Raw genomic sequence first — 17,324 nt, 5'->3', positions numbered from 1 at the left:
CAGACATACCTAACCCTATAATTTGATCATGGCGTAAACCTTACCAACCTGAGCGTTGTCGTTTCTCAGACTTAATTTTCCACCTAGCAGCTGTTTTACCCGATGCATAGCTGTTTCTGAGATAGAACGCTTGTGGTAACCATACCGTTATTTCCAGTTCTTCTTGGAGCCATACAACTTCTGATAGGCCACACCAAGATTTCTTGGATGGCCTTTTTCTAAACAAGATAACGCTATGAAATCACCATAAAACACTAAGGATTTGATACGCAGGAAACGGAGCGTACAAGACTAGTATCGACACGCATAATATTGCCATAGGTAAGAGATACTGCGTAATTAGCTGGAATTCCAGGATCGGGAGTGGTTTCCGACCAGTATTGGAAATGGTTTGGCCAGCCTAACCTGTTAAACATGTTGCCGTACATATCATACAACTCCGTTTTTAGCTCATCTCGTGAGGCTAAACGCCAGTTGGATCGGCCCGCGAGATTCTGAGTATTGTAAGTTGCACAAAGAGCATGCGCACTAGCCAGATTGAATGTGTAGAAGCTACCTAAAGGGCTAGATATTTCATCGCCAGAATACTGCCCATCTGTTGCACTACCTCCAATACTGTCTAGATAAGTCACAGATGGTGAGCTAGTAAACAGTTTCCCATTCCCAGCATCAATGGTGTCAATACATTGAGCCGCTAAGTTATCACAGACAATTACATTAACCAAATTGCTGCTTATACCATCTTTTGCCGCCATCAGTTCAGTGGTACCAGCGTTGAGTGCAGTTAGTAATCCTATAGGTGATAGTTGCGTGGTTGTTGGGTCTCCCACTATCTCCCAAATGACAGAGTTGCTCACATCAACCTCTGTTCCATCATCGTACTTTGCGATTGCCACTAGCTGTTGTGTGCGGCCTTTTAACATTAAAACAGGCGTAGGGGTAACCGTAATCTCGATCAGAGTGGCCGTTACTTGTGGCTTATGAATTTCACCTCTGGTGAAAGCTCCTTCTGAATTGCAACCAGCTAATAATATTGCTAGAGGTATAAGGACAAGCGTAAATAAAGGCTTAAGATATTTCTTCATACTGATACAAACTTATTCTTGAAATTGAAAACTAGGGATAGTGATCTCTATCCTGCGATTTTGAGCCCGGCCATCTGCGGTGTGATTATCGGCAATAGGGTTAGATTCCCCTAAGCCCCGCCATTCAATCTGTGTTGGTGTAACACCCAATTCGATAAGTAGATTAGCGGCTTCTTGAGCACGATCTTCTGACAACAATTGATTGTAAGCGGTTGAGCCAGTTGAATCTGTGTGACCAACAATAACGGCACGAGATTGGGGATGGTTATTTAGCGTTGCGGCAATGTTAGATAACTGTTCAATAACATTATGGCTAAGTCTGCTAGAATCATTTTCAAAAAAGCCATCCATATTTTTTGCAGAAAAAATGAATGTTTTAGGCAATAATTCAACCGATACAAGCTCTTCAGCAGGAACTGAGTATTCGTCAATTACAGGCGTTGAATTAGTGTCAACTAAAACTGATTGGTCTGTATTTCCAAAGGTGTAATAGAGGCTTATCAAAGCCGCATGACTATCGTATTTTCCGGTGTTTGATTTACCTATTCTATCAATGTACTGGTAGCCTGTGGACAAACTAAGACGAGGAGTTAAATTATAACTTACCCCTACCTCTCCAAGAGGTGATAAACCAGTTGCAGAGACCTGATTTAATGAAGGTTGCATTTTCTCCATATTCCAATACGCCGCACCAAATCGGCCATATAGACTTAGGTTGTCTTGTAGATACCAATTGTAACGTAGCGCACTTTCAATTAACCACGTGTTCACAGTAACCGAGGTCATATCAGCATTTAATTCATCATGATATTGGTAGCCAATATCCCAACTCCAACTCGGAGAAAACTGCAAGCCAGCATAAATTCCCCAAATCGAGCCAGTGGGTGTTGAGTATTTGTAAGCATCGTCAGAAGCTAATTGATAGCCGTACTTTACACCCATAAAAAATGGAGAGGATCCGGTAGCAGCCCATGAATTGACCGCCAAGAAATTGATTATAAATAATATTTTTATTTTCATAAAATATGTGGGTAGATAGTTTTTGTCATCAAGTTAATATTTACATTACTATCTATTTCTACAGATATTAAACTATAACAAAGAGAAATAAATACTTTTTGCTCAAGACAATTTTTATTCATTGCTTGAATTTGTTTTTAGATTGTTCAAGGCTGCCATTATTATAAATGGCAGCCTTAGTTTGATAAATAAACTAAAAGAGGCTATTGTTTTCAGTGATGATTTTTCCAAGTGATGAACTTGAGATTTTACTTCCCATATTGGCTATAGAGCCTTTCCCTACAGTGTGCCCAGTGATGTAGAAATCATTATAAACAACAAGATCATCTAATTTCCCCCCTTCTTTTCTAGCAGAATTTACTGAAGGATCTATGAAAACATAAGTGTCACTTTTTAATATAAATAGTCCACCAATCCTTGCTGAATATTGATGAGATTTAGTATCAATACCTGCATTTTTCATAATGTATTCATCATTAAACTTACCATCGAATTGAGGATATAGTGATGACCAATGTTGATCCGCCATAGTTCTTGTGAATAATTTATCTAGCTCATTGTTTTTTGTGCCATATTCCTTTTCTTTCAGTCTATCGAGGCAGCGTCTGGCAAGGGCATCTTGGGTATTAAAACCAGATGAATTGTACATAATATCTGGGCACAAGTGATAACCTAAAAGGTCATGGAATTTGTTGACTTTTCTTTTTAAATGAAATGTGCCATTTTTAACAATTCCACCAAATTCACCATTGAATAAATCAAGAGGAATGGGGCGAGAAAACGTTTTCTTGTTCGATGAATTATATATTTCAAGAAATATAGGCTCTACAGAACGGGATATACACAGTTCTTCTTTATGTTTAACTGTATTTTTTGTTAAAACCTCCCCAAGAGTTCCATAGTCACTTTCCCACTTAACTGTTTCAAAACGAGCAGAGTTGCGCATCTTGTTGTCTACATTAACTACACAAAATCGATTTTCTTGAAAGCTAGGAGCATACTCACAAACATTTTCTAATTCGTTGTAACTATTTGTTGATTTGCATTTTTTACTTATATTTGCTTGCACAGCTATATTAGTTAGTTTTTGTGCAATACTGCCAGCTACTGATGCAATAGATGCATAACCAGATACTTTTGAGAAAGCGGTAGGATAATTTGATGCTCCATGAGCGATGACTTCCCCAATACTATCCATGCCTACTTTAGAAATACTAATAGCAGTTTCTGTATTCTCATTTGCACTAACGAATGTAGCCATTGATGCCACTACTACTGATACAATAGATTTATATGCTACTTTTTTATTTTTCACTGTACGACCTACGATTATTAGCTAAATTACTATGAGACTCATATTGAGCCTCGAGTTAATAAGACCATATTTTTATCACGTTGCTAAGGCATGTTATTATTTAGGAAACGGCAATATGCTAAGCATATTCATTAATGTTCTTATTAGTTTTATTTCTATGAAACAAGATGTGCAAGGTGTCAGCTATTGTTATTTTTTTGATCTTTAGGACTTGTGAATATTATTCAATAAACCCAAGATTGCTTAATTCGATTGACTATGAGTTAGTATGTAAAAAACTCCGGCTGAGAAAATAGTTCACATGTCTCTATATGCATAATCGCTGTCATATATTTTTTTGATCCAATACTTATTGCTCCTATGTCACTTTCACCTTCCCAAGCAACGATGTTGAAGCCCATCTTTAACATGACATCGACAAAGCATTCAACGGAAACTTGACAGTAATAATTATGTATGTTTGTGTTTTTGATTAAATTCAGATTTTAACTGTTTAAAAAAAGTCTCTTCTGTCATTGCATTATGACTAATAGACAAGTAGGAGTAGTTTCTATTTTTACTCAGAGGGACGGATTGTTTTAACCAATTGTAGGCATTTTGGTTCTCTGACCGAATTACGCAACAAAGCCTAACCAAGGCACACAGTTGGCTGAGATTCCGATTTCTTTTCGTGCTCAATAAGTAGATTTGATCGATAAATCAATCCCGTCACTTATTTTTGACGGGATTGGTTTAGACGTGTTACGTATAGTTATTTGTGGATATAGGTATTTTTCAGTAATAAAGTATTTGCTATGGGAGCGATACTTGGTAATTCTAGCCCACTACTAAAACTCATAATCATAGTCTCACTTTTATCTAATCTGGCTTTCATTCTTTTATAAGTTTTCGGACCTATAACTAAGAAATCATTGACACGAGTAGAATTATAGAATGTTGAGCGACTAAGGATTTTTTCAGTTGAGTCAATTTCGAAGCATACACTTTCATTAACATTATAGTATTCGCTCCAATATGGGTCGCTACAACTAATTGTGTAAAGTTGCGCTTGCTTTGACTCTAAATCATCCTCTGTATTGTATCTTATTAAAAGATGAGCAAGATCACCTGCAGATAATAGCTCAATCTCACTTATGATATTTTGGTTGTTTTCCAGAATGTTACTTTTTATTTTTTTCGCTTTGTAATAACTGTTTACTTGATACAGATTACGCTTTGATGCGACCAAGAAAACGGTATATTTCTGATCAGAGATAGCAACAATGTCTTCAATTTCATCGTCAAATTCAATTCCATTGCTAACTTTATCTCTGTAAGTTGGTGCTCGATCTAAACCAGCAGTTAAATAGATGGCATTCTTACCGTTTCTTAATTTACATAGAAATAGTGCATTTGTTTCTGAATATTTACTCGTTGATTCAACGGCTGCGATAACAGAAGTAATATCTCGATCAGCTCCGCCCCATGGAAGTTCATTTGAAAACCCTAATGACTCTATCTTGTCAAAGTATTGATAGCTAGCTTTTGCATAATTTTGATTTATACTTCTTTCAAAAGAAAAAACTTTCCAGAATTTTTATATGAATTTGAAACGACAATTGATCTAGGGAAGCTAATTTTTCCTTTTAACTCTAAGTTGACATTATTTTGTCCAACGAGATCTAATGTTTTAAATGATGTGCGTTTTGCATATTTGAAACCATTCGAGTCATCCACAATAGAAAGAAACTGACCTTTTGGACCGTATATCAAATCTTCTGGCTTTAATACTTGAAGAGTAAAATCGTTGATCGGGGTCGGATTAAATTTCGGTTTTAATAATGTATAGAGAATTTTAGCCAATAAAACAGCTCCACCAGCAACGAGAGCAACGATACCTAATGGACCAGCACAAGACAACCCCAGTAGTGCCGTAAATCCAGATACCACACCAATCGTTGATACGGCAACATTAAGTGTTTCAAATACGATAGAGGATATATCTAGAGAGTTCACACTATTAATCAAAGCATCTACGGCATAATATAGTCCAACAGCGGAAAGGATAAAGGATACTTTGGTAACAAGCTTTGCAATTATGGTTTGATTAAATAAAGCATGAGCTATATTTTGTATTGGTCTATTAATCAGCTTTTTAGCATTACTTGCCCCTAACCAGAATGTGGCATATTTTTCAAAATACATAGTTGCTTTGGTTAAGCTAGTAGGTGACATTTTTTTCATGTAAGCAGAAATAGCCTCTACAGCTGCGTAGTAGCCAATGCTAGAAATGGTGTCAAACATTTGAGTCGCGATGCCAAGTTTAGCGCCAAAACCTGTGGGCTGTTCATCAGATGACGTGATAGCCCACATATGATGAGCGGAGCTAAATAGAAATAAAAATGTATTTAGCATAGCAGTAGGCGCTAATCGAGTACTAGACCCAATTAATATTCTTTTTGTTAGTCTAGTTTGTGCGTATTTTATTATAGGGTTTCTCGTCTGTTTTAAACTATTAAGGTTATTGTCTGCCAGACTTCTTCTTGTTCTTAGTTTAACAGGAACCGTGCTGGATGTAATATCATCTTTAAATTCAGGATAAATCTTTTGGAGCATGGAAACACTCTGATCACTGAAGATAGACGTATTAGCCCAATCGAGAGATGAAAGTTTTGCAACAAATTCTTCTTCATTTTGTTTATCGAAAAAATTCTTCCAAAAGCTTTCAATTTCTTTGTTACTGTTTGTCTTTAATGTATGAAGAGTTTCTTTGATTAACTCTTCATTATTTACAGCAGCATAAGTTTGTGATGAATCTCCCCACCTTGTACTCATAGATGTTGCTAATGCGATTGTGTTATAGAGAGTGTCTTCAAATTTTTTAATTATTTCCGATGATAGCCCACTTTCTCCTTTATCTTTTCCTGCACGGCTTAAAATACCAATTATACCAACCAAGCTCATCGTATTCTGAAATGCTGGTTGAATACTATAATTATCTACTCTACCTATTACCATCGAATCTATGCGATTTTCTAGTTTTGGTTCTTCAAGGTACCAGTTGTATAAATCATTTGCCCATTTAGTAGGGTTAGACATTTTATAACGGTGTAACCTATGGCCAAGTGATCCACTGGCAAAAGATACAGCAATGCTATAAAGATCACTCATCAGATTCTTGAAGTTACTTGTTTCTTTCTCATTTTCTATATTTGACTTAACACCAAACATATTCCATGAATTAAGTTGTTTCCTCTCTTCTCGAGATAATTTTTCCAGTTCATCCTTATTGCTATATACCCCTTGGATCATTTGGGCAATAAACTCAGGCATTATTTCTGTCAAGTAACTTTTATGCTTTTCTTTGATTTTCCAAACATTATTGATTTTATCTGACATGCCAAGGACTTGTTGGTTTGGTGACATATTTTCACCAAGAAGTTGAGCTATGTACCGATGTTTTTCATTAAATACATCTTTAATGATTTCATTGAACATTACACTAGAAATGTATTGTACTTCATCAATAGCTTCTTCAAAGTACTGTTTGGGATATCCTACACAGGCAAGAGCATTGGTACTTTTAGTGTAGAAATTAATCTTATCAAGATCTTCTAATGTTGGAATGTCAGTCGATGTTGATATGTCGCATACAGCTGCATAAACAGTATTAGGGACAAATGCAAATCCAGCAACTGCACTTAATGCTGAAATGGAGGAATAGGTTAGAAAACTTCTTTTCGAAGGGTCAAATTTAGCTCTCATAATTAATATGCCTTTAATGAAAATAAATATTTGTATGGCGAAAAATAAAATGACAACTTTTATTTATAGTTGCCAATCTTTCACCATTTAATTTTAATATATCTATCATTAATTGGTATTGGCACGGGGAATATAAGGGTGTTCTTATTTGCTATGCTATAACTTGAGATCATTAAAATGTTAATGAATTTTATTTTCATTATTGGGTGTATAAAACCTAGAACATAGAATTCCTATTTCGAACAAGAGATACATTGGAATGGCTAATAATGTTTGTGAAACAATATCTGGAGGGGTAAGTAGCATCCCGATAATAAATAAACTAACAATGATGTATGAGCGCTTATCTATCAAGCTTTGTGGTGTAGTTACTCCAGACCAACATAACAGAATAATTGCAATAGGAATTTCAAAAGCGATTCCAAAAGCCATAAATAAAGCAAGGATAAAGTCTAGGTAACTCGATATATCAGTTGAAAACTCTACACCACCTAATGAAATACTCGTAAAAAACCCAAATACTAAAGGAAATACTACGAAGTAAGCGAATGCAATACCGGCATAGAATAATAAAGAACTTGAAAGTAGTAATGGAATGATTAGACGACGTTCATGCATGTACAATCCAGGAGCAACAAATGCCCATATTTGGTAAAGAATAAGTGGTGCTGCGATGAACACTGAAACAATCAATGTGAGTTTTAGTGGGGTAAAAAATGGCGATGCGACATCCGTTGCTATCATGGTTGTTCCAGATGGGAGGCGCTCAACCAAAGGCGCTGAGATAAATTCGTAAATGTGGTTAGAGAAAAAAATGAGACTGGCAAAAACTAATAGCACGGCAAGTATAGAATATAGCAGACGATTACGAAGCTCTAATAAATGGGAAATTAAAGGCGGAACCTGTTTGGTGGTAGACATGTTAACCTCTTTTAAACAGAATGGAAAAGGAGCAACTAAGAATTACTTCTTATCACGAGATTATTCAGCTTTGTTATTCGCCAAGTTAAGGCTAAGCTGCTTTTCTTGATGGGTTGATTCAGGCTCCATTACTGTTTGCTTAGGTTTTTCTTCAATCGGTGGTGGCTCTATTGTAATGTTGACCGAGTGTGCTGAAGTTTCTAGCTCAGATGAGAACGTATCCATGTCGAGTTGTTTCGCTTTACTTATATGTGCTTTCAACTCTATGAGATCCAAGTCCTCTGAGAATTCATCCTTGATGTTATTTATTGTGCGTTTTGTCGCTCTAATAATGCGCGACACATGACGAATAGCATCAGGTAAGCGCTCTGGACCAATGACAATTATGGCAATTATAGAAATTAAAGTTAACTCCCCGATACCCACATCAAACACAGTTACACCAGTTCTTTATTTTTATTCATTTCAGTAGCTGTTTTATTTGGTTGATGATCTTCTAGTCCTCCTAGTTCAAAATCCAAATCTTTGTTACTTCTCACAGGGTCATCTTCACTCATCGCTTTCTTAAAACCTTTAATAGCACCGCCCAAATCACCACCAATTCCACGCAGTTTTTTTGTTCCAAATAGTAGTATTACAATGACAGCTACAATCAGAAGTTGCCAAATACTCACACCACCCATAGATTTACCTCTTAATAATAAATGTTTAATGCCTTATTCTTCGGCATTTTTAAATGAGAAACATATCTGATGGTTATAATAATTTCATTTTTCATTCTGTTGAATAGCAGTGTTAATTTTTTATTGTGCTTCTTTGCTAATGGCTAATTTATTTAATGCTTAATTAATGTGTCTGTATGGTGCTTGTTGCTATTGAATAGACAAACACATATAAGATGATGTAGGTTTTACTGACCTAATTAGATCTAGCAATGTTAATGCTGGTTATGTTCATCTCTAATAGAGAGGGTGGTTTATAATGTAAAAAAACTCTGGCTGAGAAAATAGTTCACATGTATCTATATGCATAATCGCCGTCATATATTTTTTTGATCCAACACTGATTGCTCCTATATCACTTTCACCTTCCCAAGCAACGATGTTGAAGCCCATCTTTAACATGACATCGACAAAGCATTCAACGGAAACTTGACAGTAATAATTATGTATGTTGGTGTTTTTGATTAGATATGTAAATTCAGATTTTAACTGTTTAAAAAAAGTCTCTTCTGTCATTGCATGATGACTAATAGATAAGTAGGAGTAGTTTCTATTTTTACTCAGAGGGACGGATTGTTGTAACTCTATAGAGTTTATTGAAAGGTTACAGTTGTTTATGCGTTGGATCTCACTTGAAAGAGTATCTACTCTAAAAATAAAACATATATTGTGTCCAACGATATCTTCACCTAGCATATACATTGATGCAATGGCGCGGCTTTTTTTGACATAATCGCTAATGTCTATCTCTCTGATATTCAGAGGTTCATCCGAAAACCTTGTTTGTATATGAAAATTATGAAGAATATCTAGAAAATAGTGCCTATTTGAACTATTTACTGAAATCTCCTGCACATCACCAAGGTTAGTATTGATGTTGTTATAATTGACGCTAGAAACAATAGTAGTCGCCCCTTGGTATCTCTTTTTTATTGATAGAGAGAAATGATTAACCCGGCTTTGATACTTCTTTTCTGAAGTTTGAGCCTCCGCCTCTTGTAACAGATAGTCGAGTAAATCATATCTGAATACTCTAAGCACTTTGACCCTCCGACCAAGGGTAGGTTGTGTGATACCTCGTTCCCATCTGCTGAAGGTTACGCAGTCGATACTTTTTAGGTCTCCTCCCTGAGTATTTAATAACTCTACCGCTTCAGATTGCGTGAGGCCGAGCTCATTCCTCATTTCTTTTAGATATTGTCTAAACACTGCATTCATTCATCTGTTCCATGCATAGGTTTCTGCTATTTCTTGTGATTATAAATTGTAAATTCGCGAAGAAAAATATCTTATTTATTTTGATTTTCACCGCAAAGGCATATCTAGTTTGATTATCTTTAGATTGCCTATTTCTTATGAAAAAAAAATTATCTTTTATAAATCGGATAGTTTTTTTGCATTTAAAACAATAGGTTAATTTATGATCGGTATTTTGTGATTTGTCATCTAAAATTTATAGAACTGGAACTGATGTATCACTTTTGTGGATATGTTCTTTTTAATGGTATCCATTGTGAGCTGTGTATTCTTGTTTTAAATGTATATTATTGCCCAATTGTATTGTGCGAATTCAACTTCCTATCTCGATTCTCTGCCCACCAAAGAGTGATCAAGCGGTTGGTTTAATATTGATCAGGATGCTTACTGGTTTGGTTTTTTTAAGACTTTCTTCTTTCATTTCTTTTTAAAATACTTTCATATGAACGCGCCACCTTCATGGTGGCGCGTTCATATTTTCGTTAAGAATAAGCTTTTTTAATTAGTGGGGTAGCTTCATACCTGTTAGACGCTTTTTACGTTCCATCAAGCGGCCAAACAGTGGGCTGAGTAGCGTTACAATCGCCAATGCCGTAAAGGCTAAAGTGATTGGACGTTCCCACAGGAAGCTGATTTCACCATCGGTAATGATCAACGCGCGGCGTAAGTTTTCTTCCATCAAACCACCCAAAATAAAGCCGAGCAGTAGGGGGGCGAGTGGGAAGTTCGCTAGACGCAGAGCAATTGCGCCCATCGCGACCAGAATCATCACATACACATCCATCGTATTGAACGATACCAAATACACGCCAGTGATGGAGAAGAACAGAATCATCGGCAGCAGTACAGTGCGCGGTACTGCCAGCAGTTTGGAGATGTACGGAATCAACGGCAAGTTAAGGATCAGCAGTACGATGTTACCCACGTACATTGAGATGATGACTGACCAGAAAATATCGGGATGCTCAACAAACAGACGTGGCCCTGGTTGAATACCGTAAGCAATCAATGCACCAAGCATAATTGCCGTCGTACCAGACCCTGGGATACCCAACGTTAAGAGGGGAACGAATGAGCCGCTTGATGCTGCGTTGTTGGCGGACTCTGGTGCAACCAGACCACGAATAGATCCATGGCCGAACTCTTCTTTCTTATCTTTTGGGGCGAGATTACGCTCCATGCCGTAAGCCAAGAAAGCCGCAATGGTTGCGCCTGCACCGGGTAAAACGCCAGTGAAGAAACCAAGGATTGAGGAGCGCAGTGAAACCGGTGCGGCTTCTCTCACTTCTTCTCTGGTTAGCTTCATGCTACCGATGTTTTTCATCTGCTCTTGTTCGTTGGCACTGTTATCGCCGTCCGGTTTTAAAATACCCATCAAGGTTTCACCAAGGGCAAAAGTTGCCATGGCTAAGAGTAGGAAGCTAAAGCCATCCATCAAATCGGTCAGGCCGAAAGTGAAGCGTTCGACACCAATGCCTTTATCAATACCGACTGTGGAAAGCATTAAGCCGAGTACAGTCATCATCCATGCCTTGATCACTTGACCTTTACCCGCAAAGGCGGCTACGGCTGAAAGGCCGACCAACATCAGTGCGAAATAGTCGGACGATTGAAAACTGAGTGATACTTTGGCCAGTGCAGGCGCTGCAAACAGCAACATAATGGCTGAGAGTGTACCGCCGGTGAACGAAGCGTAAGCAGCGAGTGCCAGAGCTTTACCCGCTTGGCCTTTTTGCGCCATTGGGTAGCCGTCAAACGCAGTCACTACCGTTGAAGAACACCCCGGTGCGTTGATCAGAATGGAAGAGGTTGAACCGCCAAAAATCGCGCCGTAATAAACGCCGGCCATCAAAATCAGGCCAGAGGCGGGTTCCAAACCGTAAGTAATTGGGATCATCAGCGCAATGGCTGAAATGGGGCCTAAGCCGGGCAACATACCGATGAAAGTGCCGACGAAGCAGCCGATCATGACCATCATCAGGTTGGTCGGCATTACCGCCGTTGCCAGCCCTTGTAAAATTCCGTCTAACATGATGATTTCCTATCCGAAAGTAAACAGATGACCCGGCTCCAGATACACATCCAGTCCTTTGGTCAGTAACAAATAAAAGGCAATCACGAAAGGGAATGATGCCCCCAATAAAATGCTTTTCCGCCGCTCACCCAACAGGTAAAAACCGGCCATGAGGAACAAAGAAGTGGCAATCACAAAGCCCAGATACGTTAAACCGAGACCATACAGCGCCATCAAGACTAAAAAGCTGATCAACAACTTCCAATTGAACTCCAGTACTGCGCCACTTTTCTTGTCAGGTTGCCCAACAACAAGCAGTAATAGCGACAGGGCGATGCCCGCATAAGTCAAAATGGTAGGCAGAGTTCGAGCGTTAAACGGTTCGAGCTCATCACCCGGAAACATGGTGATCAGTGAGGTTTGATAGCCGTAACCAAGGCTGAACAGCAGGAATAGCATGGCTCCCACTCGGTCACGACAGAGTAAGTAATCTTTAGTGAAAATTTTGGTTGGCAGGTCCGACATATCCAACTCCATGGTTTTGTGAACGGTGTGCGAGAAAGAGCCGAGTAAACACAAGTTAATAAATGGGGATTAACTAAACCTGTCACACTGCCGATACCATTGCCGGCAGAGTCGAGGTGTCAGGGTCGGCGGGGACTACATGTCAAAGGAGTACCCCGCAAATTTTACCCATAAACAAAGGAGTGACGGTGTGTACGTTTACTCGGCAAACGGTGAGAGAAGCGGATTGCTCCGCTTCTGTTGCAATTACTTCAAGAAGCCGAGTTCACGCATCAGATCGCCCATTTGCTTCTCTTGCTCTTCAAGGAAAGCGTAAAACTCTTTGTCACCTTTGTAGCTGTCAATCCAGCCATTACGGTCACGAATAACTTTCCACTCTTCGCTAGCAAACATCTTCTTGAATATATCGTTCCACTCCGCCACTTTTTCTGCGCTTACGCCCGGTGCTGCAAAGTAGCCACGCCAGTTTACGAACGTGGTTGGGTTGCCATAGTCAGCAAGGGTTGGAATATCGGGTGCGATCTCCAAACGTTTTGGAGAAGTAATCGCCAGAACGCGCACTTGACCGGATTTCGACATCTCCAGCACTTCGCCCAGACCCGTTGAAAGCACTTGAGTTTCGCCAGAGAGCAGAGCTGTCATTGCAGAGCCGCCCGCATCATAAGCCACGTAACGCACTTCTTTTGGATCCAAGCCTTGGCCTTTAAAGGCCGCCGCTGCCACTAAGTGGTCCATACTGCCGCGCGCAGAACCACCTGCGATTTTAATTTGTTTTGGGTTGGCTTTGAAATCTGCGACCACTTGTTCCCAAGAGGTATATTTCGAATCACCTGCTACGACGAATGCACCGTAGTCAGACACGATTTCAGCTACTGGAGTTAAGTCACGGAAGGATTGAGGGAATACGCCAGACAGTGAGCGAATGACGATCGGGGTTGAGTTCACCATCAAGGTATCTTGCTGACGATCAGCCGTTTCAATCAGGTGAGCAATCGCTTTACCGCCACCACCACCGGATAGGTTTTGGTAAGAAGCGTTCCCCACCAATTTCGCTTTCATGAGCGCATCGCCTGTGGCGCGTGCGGTCATATCCCAACCGCCACCTGCACCACCGGGTACGATAAAGTGGATTTTTTCAATGTCAGCCGCGAGAGAGGAGAAAGAAAAAGTAGCGGCTAAAACGGCTGCGGTGAGGGAGGGTTTGAAAAACTTCAACATGTTTCACGTTCCTTATGTCGGTGCATCATACTGCTCGTTGATGCTTATCGTTTTGTGTTATCTCTTACTACAAGCGGTAGATTCACGACCACATGTCGTTTGAGTTAAGTGGCGGGGGATTTCCCTTATCACTAATACCGATGCTTTGGTATGCCATTAAGGTTAATTCTCTGTTAATGAAATGTATTTAATCTGTCGATAAAAACAATATTGGTCATTAGGTCAATTTTGTTCATAAAGTTCATGGCTTGATTTCACTCTGCTTTGAAGTCGAAGGCATTGATTGTGTAGACAACTCTTTAAGCTATCTCTCAAGCCTTAACGAAGTGATTAAAGGGTGGTGTTATCTTTATTTATTGTTTTTAAAGAGTTTATTGGTTTTTGTGCTTTTATTCGGTTTTTATACCTTAGTCTATATTGTCGACAATGGGCTTGATTGTTGACACTTGCGTGGGCTATTTTTTCATCAGGCCGAATTGTTATTAATGAGTGCTTAGGTACAAAGATCTAGGTGCGAAGTGAGAATTACGATTGATGAAAAGTAGTAACTTATCTCGTCAGCTGAGCACAGAAAAAGAGAGCACCAAATCAGAGAACCTAACCGAATATCTGATTGAAGCCATTGTGGAAGGTCAGCTCGCGCCGGGCAGTAAAATCTCTGAACCTGAACTTGCCAAACAGTTTCAAGTCAGCCGCGGCCCACTGCGCGAAGCGTTAATGCGAGTGGAAGGGCTTGGGCTGATTGAACGCATTCCGCACATCGGTGCGCGAGTGATTCAATTGTCACCCACCAAATTGGTTGAGCTGTATGCAGTGCGTGAAGCACTGGAAGGCATGGCTGCAAGGCTGGCGGCTCGCAATATTACCGAAATCGAACTCGCGGGCTTAGAAAGCTTATTGTCGACACATTCCACTCATATCGATCAGGTTGAAGGCGCTTCTTACTTTCACCAGCAGGGTGATTTCGATTTCCACTACCGAATTATTCAAGCCAGCCGCAATCAACAACTGATTGGCTTGCTGTGTGATGAGCTTTACCACTTGCTGCGCATGTATCGTTACCAATCGCCGCGTTCGCATTCGCGTCCGGTAGAAGCTTTGGAAGAACACAAATTTATTCTGCGTGCGATTCGCCAACGAGACGAAGAGTTGGCCGAAATGCTGATGCGTCGACACATCTCGCGCAGTCGTCAATTGATCGAACAACACATAGTGCTGGATGCCCAACAACAAGGTTAAGGAGAATCCCATGAGTTTAAGTCCTGGCGCCAAATTCAGGCTGGCAGTGAAAACCCATCATCCGCTACAAATCGTCGGCACGATTAACCCTTATTGCGCAATGATGGCGAAAAGTATCGGCCATCAAGCGATTTATCTCTCTGGCGGTGGCATTGCCAATGCTTCGTACGGCTTGCCGGATTTGGGCATCACCACTCTCAATGATGTTTTGGTGGATGTGGAACGCATCACCAACGCCTGCGATTTGCCTTTGCTCGTGGATATTGATACCGGATTTGGCGGCGCATTTAACATTGCTCGCACCATCAAAGCGATGGAAAAAGCCGGAGCTGCAGCCGTGCATATGGAAGATCAGGTGGCGCAGAAACGCTGTGGTCATCGTCCGAATAAAGCGATTGTTAGCCAGCAAGAGATGGTGGATCGCGTAAAAGCGGCAGTGGATGCGCGCATCAATCCTGAGTTTGTGATCATGGCGCGCACCGATGCCTTAGCGGTAGAAGGTATGGACAGCGCAATTGAACGTGCGATTGCTTGTGTGGAAGCAGGCGCGGACATGATTTTCCCCGAAGCCATGACCGAGCTGAAACAGTACGAGCAGTTCTCGACGGCACTGCGTAGTGCCACAGGTAAACCTGTGCCGATTTTAGCCAACATTACCGAGTTCGGTCAGACACCCCTTTACAGCGGTGAGCAATTGGCGGCAGTGAATGTGGATATGGTGCTGTACCCACTCAGCGCTTTCCGAGCCATGAATAAGGCGGCGGAAAATGTGTATCGCCATCTGCTGGAACACGGGAATCAGGAAGCGTTGCTCGATCAAATGCAAACGCGCAAAGAGCTCTACGCTTACCTGCATTACCACGAATACGAAGACAAGCTGGATCAGCTGTTTTCACAACCCTCTTAAGTCGAGGGAAGCCCAAGGAAAACAACCCTCTCTTAGGTTTGACAGCCAATGTGGCTGCGCGAGTAAGAGAACATTAAACCCAATAACGTGAAATTGCTCTCCTAAAACACCTGAAGGTGGACACTAAGAGGTCGGTGCGCTAGCACCAAAAGGAGAGTCAGAAAAGGAGTTCGACATGTCTGCTGCATAAGAGTTAGGCGGAGCTGGGCTGCGCGGCCAAAGCGCGGGAAGCACCGCTTTGTGTACTGTGGGTAAAACGGGAACCGGGTTAACCTACCGTGGTTACGACATTACCGATTTGGCCCATCATGCTCAATTTGAAGAGGTCGCGCACCTGCTATTGGTAGGGCATTTGCCAACGCAAGCGGAGCTGGATCAGTACAAAACTCGTTTGATTGGCCTGCGCGGTTTACCCGAAAAACTTAAACAAGCACTGGAATTGATCCCTGCTGAAGCGCATCCGATGGATGTGATGCGCACGGGCTGCTCCATTCTTGGCAACCTTGAGCCTGAACATACCTTTGCTGAGCAACAAGCAGCGACCGAGCGTATGTTGGCGCTGTTCCCTGCGATCATCTGTTACTGGTATCGCTTCAGCCATGACGGGGTGCGGATTGATACCGCCGATCAAAGTGAAGATTCGATTGGAGGCTATTTCCTCAAAATGCTCACTGGCCAAGCGCCGAGCGAGCTGTTCAAAAAAGTAATGCACTGTTCGCTCACTCTGTACGCTGAGCATGAATTCAATGCTTCTACCTTTGCGGCAAGAGTCTGCGCGTCAACCTTGTCGGATATTCACTCTTGTGTGACGGGCGCGATTGGTACGCTACGCGGGCCTTTGCATGGTGGAGCGAATGAAGCTGCGATGGCGATGATTGAGCAGTGGCACAGTGCCGATGAAGCGGAAGCGGGCATCATGCGCATGTTGGCGAGCAAAGAAAAAATCATGGGCTTTGGCCACGCGATTTATCGTGAGAGTGACCCACGCAACGCCTTAATCAAAGAGTGGTCGAAGGCGCTTTCTGAAGCAGTGGGTGATACTCATCTCTACGCTGTCTCTGAGCGTGTGGAAGCAGTGATGAAGCGCGAGAAAGATCTGTTCTGTAATGCGGACTTCTTCCACGCTTCGGCCTATCACTTTATGGGCATTCCAACCAAATTGTTCACGCCAATCTTTGTGATGAGCCGTTTAACCGGCTGGGCGGCGCATGTTTATGAGCAGCGTGCCAACAACCGAATTATTCGCCCAAGTGCGGATTATGTGGGGCCTGAGCATCAAACTTGGTTGCCGATTGAACAGCGTGGCTAACGCTGAACAAGTACAACGAACCCTCCATCGGAGGGTTCAGAGCCATTC

The 17,324-nt window shown here is 41.1% G+C and carries 14 protein-coding genes and 1 pseudogene; 3 read left to right on the top strand and 12 right to left on the bottom strand.

Annotated elements, in window-relative coordinates; all coding sequences use genetic code 11:
- Positions 1-15: 15 nt before the first annotated feature.
- The 12 genes and pseudogenes from VOA_RS19655 to VOA_RS04965 all read right to left on the bottom strand — a co-directional run.
- Positions 16-219: pseudogene (locus VOA_RS19655) on the bottom strand (IS5/IS1182 family transposase); the annotation flags it as partial.
- A gap of 35 nt (positions 220-254) precedes the next feature.
- The gene (locus VOA_RS04930; RefSeq protein ID WP_000760367.1) at positions 255-1,085 is read right to left on the bottom strand and encodes an Lcl domain-containing protein; all 831 of its coding nucleotides are present in this window, start codon (positions 1,083-1,085) and stop codon (positions 255-257) included.
- A 12-nt stretch (positions 1,086-1,097) separates the two neighbouring features.
- Complete coding sequence (locus VOA_RS04935) at positions 1,098-2,105, bottom strand: OmpA family protein (protein ID WP_009356086.1); 1,008 nt, start codon at positions 2,103-2,105, stop codon at positions 1,098-1,100.
- Between the two features lie 193 nt (positions 2,106-2,298).
- Positions 2,299-3,420, bottom strand: a complete 1,122-nt coding sequence (locus VOA_RS04940) for a hypothetical protein (protein WP_009356085.1) — start codon at positions 3,418-3,420, stop codon at positions 2,299-2,301.
- A gap of 1,539 nt (positions 3,421-4,959) precedes the next feature.
- Positions 4,960-7,164, bottom strand: coding sequence for a hypothetical protein (locus VOA_RS0118535; RefSeq protein WP_001201740.1), 2,205 nt, complete (start codon positions 7,162-7,164; stop codon positions 4,960-4,962).
- A gap of 180 nt (positions 7,165-7,344) precedes the next feature.
- A complete protein-coding gene (tatC, locus tag VOA_RS04945; protein ID WP_000108287.1) occupies positions 7,345-8,085 on the bottom strand; it encodes a twin-arginine translocase subunit TatC in 741 nt (246 codons plus the stop codon).
- 60 nt (positions 8,086-8,145) lie between these two features.
- Positions 8,146-8,520, bottom strand: coding sequence for a Sec-independent protein translocase protein TatB (gene tatB / locus VOA_RS0118530; RefSeq protein ID WP_000460645.1), 375 nt, complete (start codon positions 8,518-8,520; stop codon positions 8,146-8,148).
- Positions 8,521-8,522: 2 nt separating this feature from the next.
- Positions 8,523-8,768 (bottom strand): twin-arginine translocase TatA/TatE family subunit, encoded by a 246-nt coding sequence (gene tatA / locus VOA_RS0118525; RefSeq protein WP_000509625.1) that lies wholly within the window; start codon positions 8,766-8,768, stop codon positions 8,523-8,525.
- Between the two features lie 276 nt (positions 8,769-9,044).
- Entirely contained in the window at positions 9,045-10,025 is a 981-nt protein-coding gene (locus VOA_RS04950) for a helix-turn-helix domain-containing protein (protein ID WP_000994686.1), read from the bottom strand.
- Between the two features lie 541 nt (positions 10,026-10,566).
- The gene (locus VOA_RS04955; RefSeq protein ID WP_000883979.1) at positions 10,567-12,096 is read right to left on the bottom strand and encodes a tripartite tricarboxylate transporter permease; all 1,530 of its coding nucleotides are present in this window, start codon (positions 12,094-12,096) and stop codon (positions 10,567-10,569) included.
- 9 nt (positions 12,097-12,105) lie between these two features.
- Positions 12,106-12,603 (bottom strand): tripartite tricarboxylate transporter TctB family protein, encoded by a 498-nt coding sequence (locus VOA_RS04960; protein ID WP_001281718.1) that lies wholly within the window; start codon positions 12,601-12,603, stop codon positions 12,106-12,108.
- Between the two features lie 246 nt (positions 12,604-12,849).
- Positions 12,850-13,821: a tripartite tricarboxylate transporter substrate binding protein gene (locus VOA_RS04965; RefSeq protein WP_000911055.1), complete on the bottom strand. Its 972-nt coding sequence runs from the start codon at positions 13,819-13,821 to the stop codon at positions 12,850-12,852.
- 534 nt (positions 13,822-14,355) lie between these two features.
- Between VOA_RS04965 and VOA_RS04970 the strand changes: the two genes are divergently transcribed.
- The 3 genes from VOA_RS04970 (at position 14,356) to prpC (ending at position 17,276) form a co-directional block, all read left to right on the top strand.
- A complete protein-coding gene (locus VOA_RS04970; RefSeq protein WP_000842729.1) occupies positions 14,356-15,060 on the top strand; it encodes a GntR family transcriptional regulator in 705 nt (234 codons plus the stop codon).
- 10 nt (positions 15,061-15,070) lie between these two features.
- A complete protein-coding gene (gene prpB / locus VOA_RS04975) occupies positions 15,071-15,967 on the top strand; it encodes a methylisocitrate lyase (RefSeq protein WP_000059217.1) in 897 nt (298 codons plus the stop codon).
- A 208-nt stretch (positions 15,968-16,175) separates the two neighbouring features.
- Positions 16,176-17,276, top strand: a complete 1,101-nt coding sequence (prpC, locus tag VOA_RS04980) for a bifunctional 2-methylcitrate synthase/citrate synthase (RefSeq protein WP_032468362.1) — start codon at positions 16,176-16,178, stop codon at positions 17,274-17,276.
- Positions 17,277-17,324: the final 48 nt, after the last annotated feature.

Origin of the sequence: Vibrio sp. RC586, assembly GCF_000176715.1 — a bacterium.
GTDB lineage: Bacteria > Pseudomonadota > Gammaproteobacteria > Enterobacterales > Vibrionaceae > Vibrio.
This window is presented reverse-complemented; position numbering and strand designations above follow the sequence as displayed.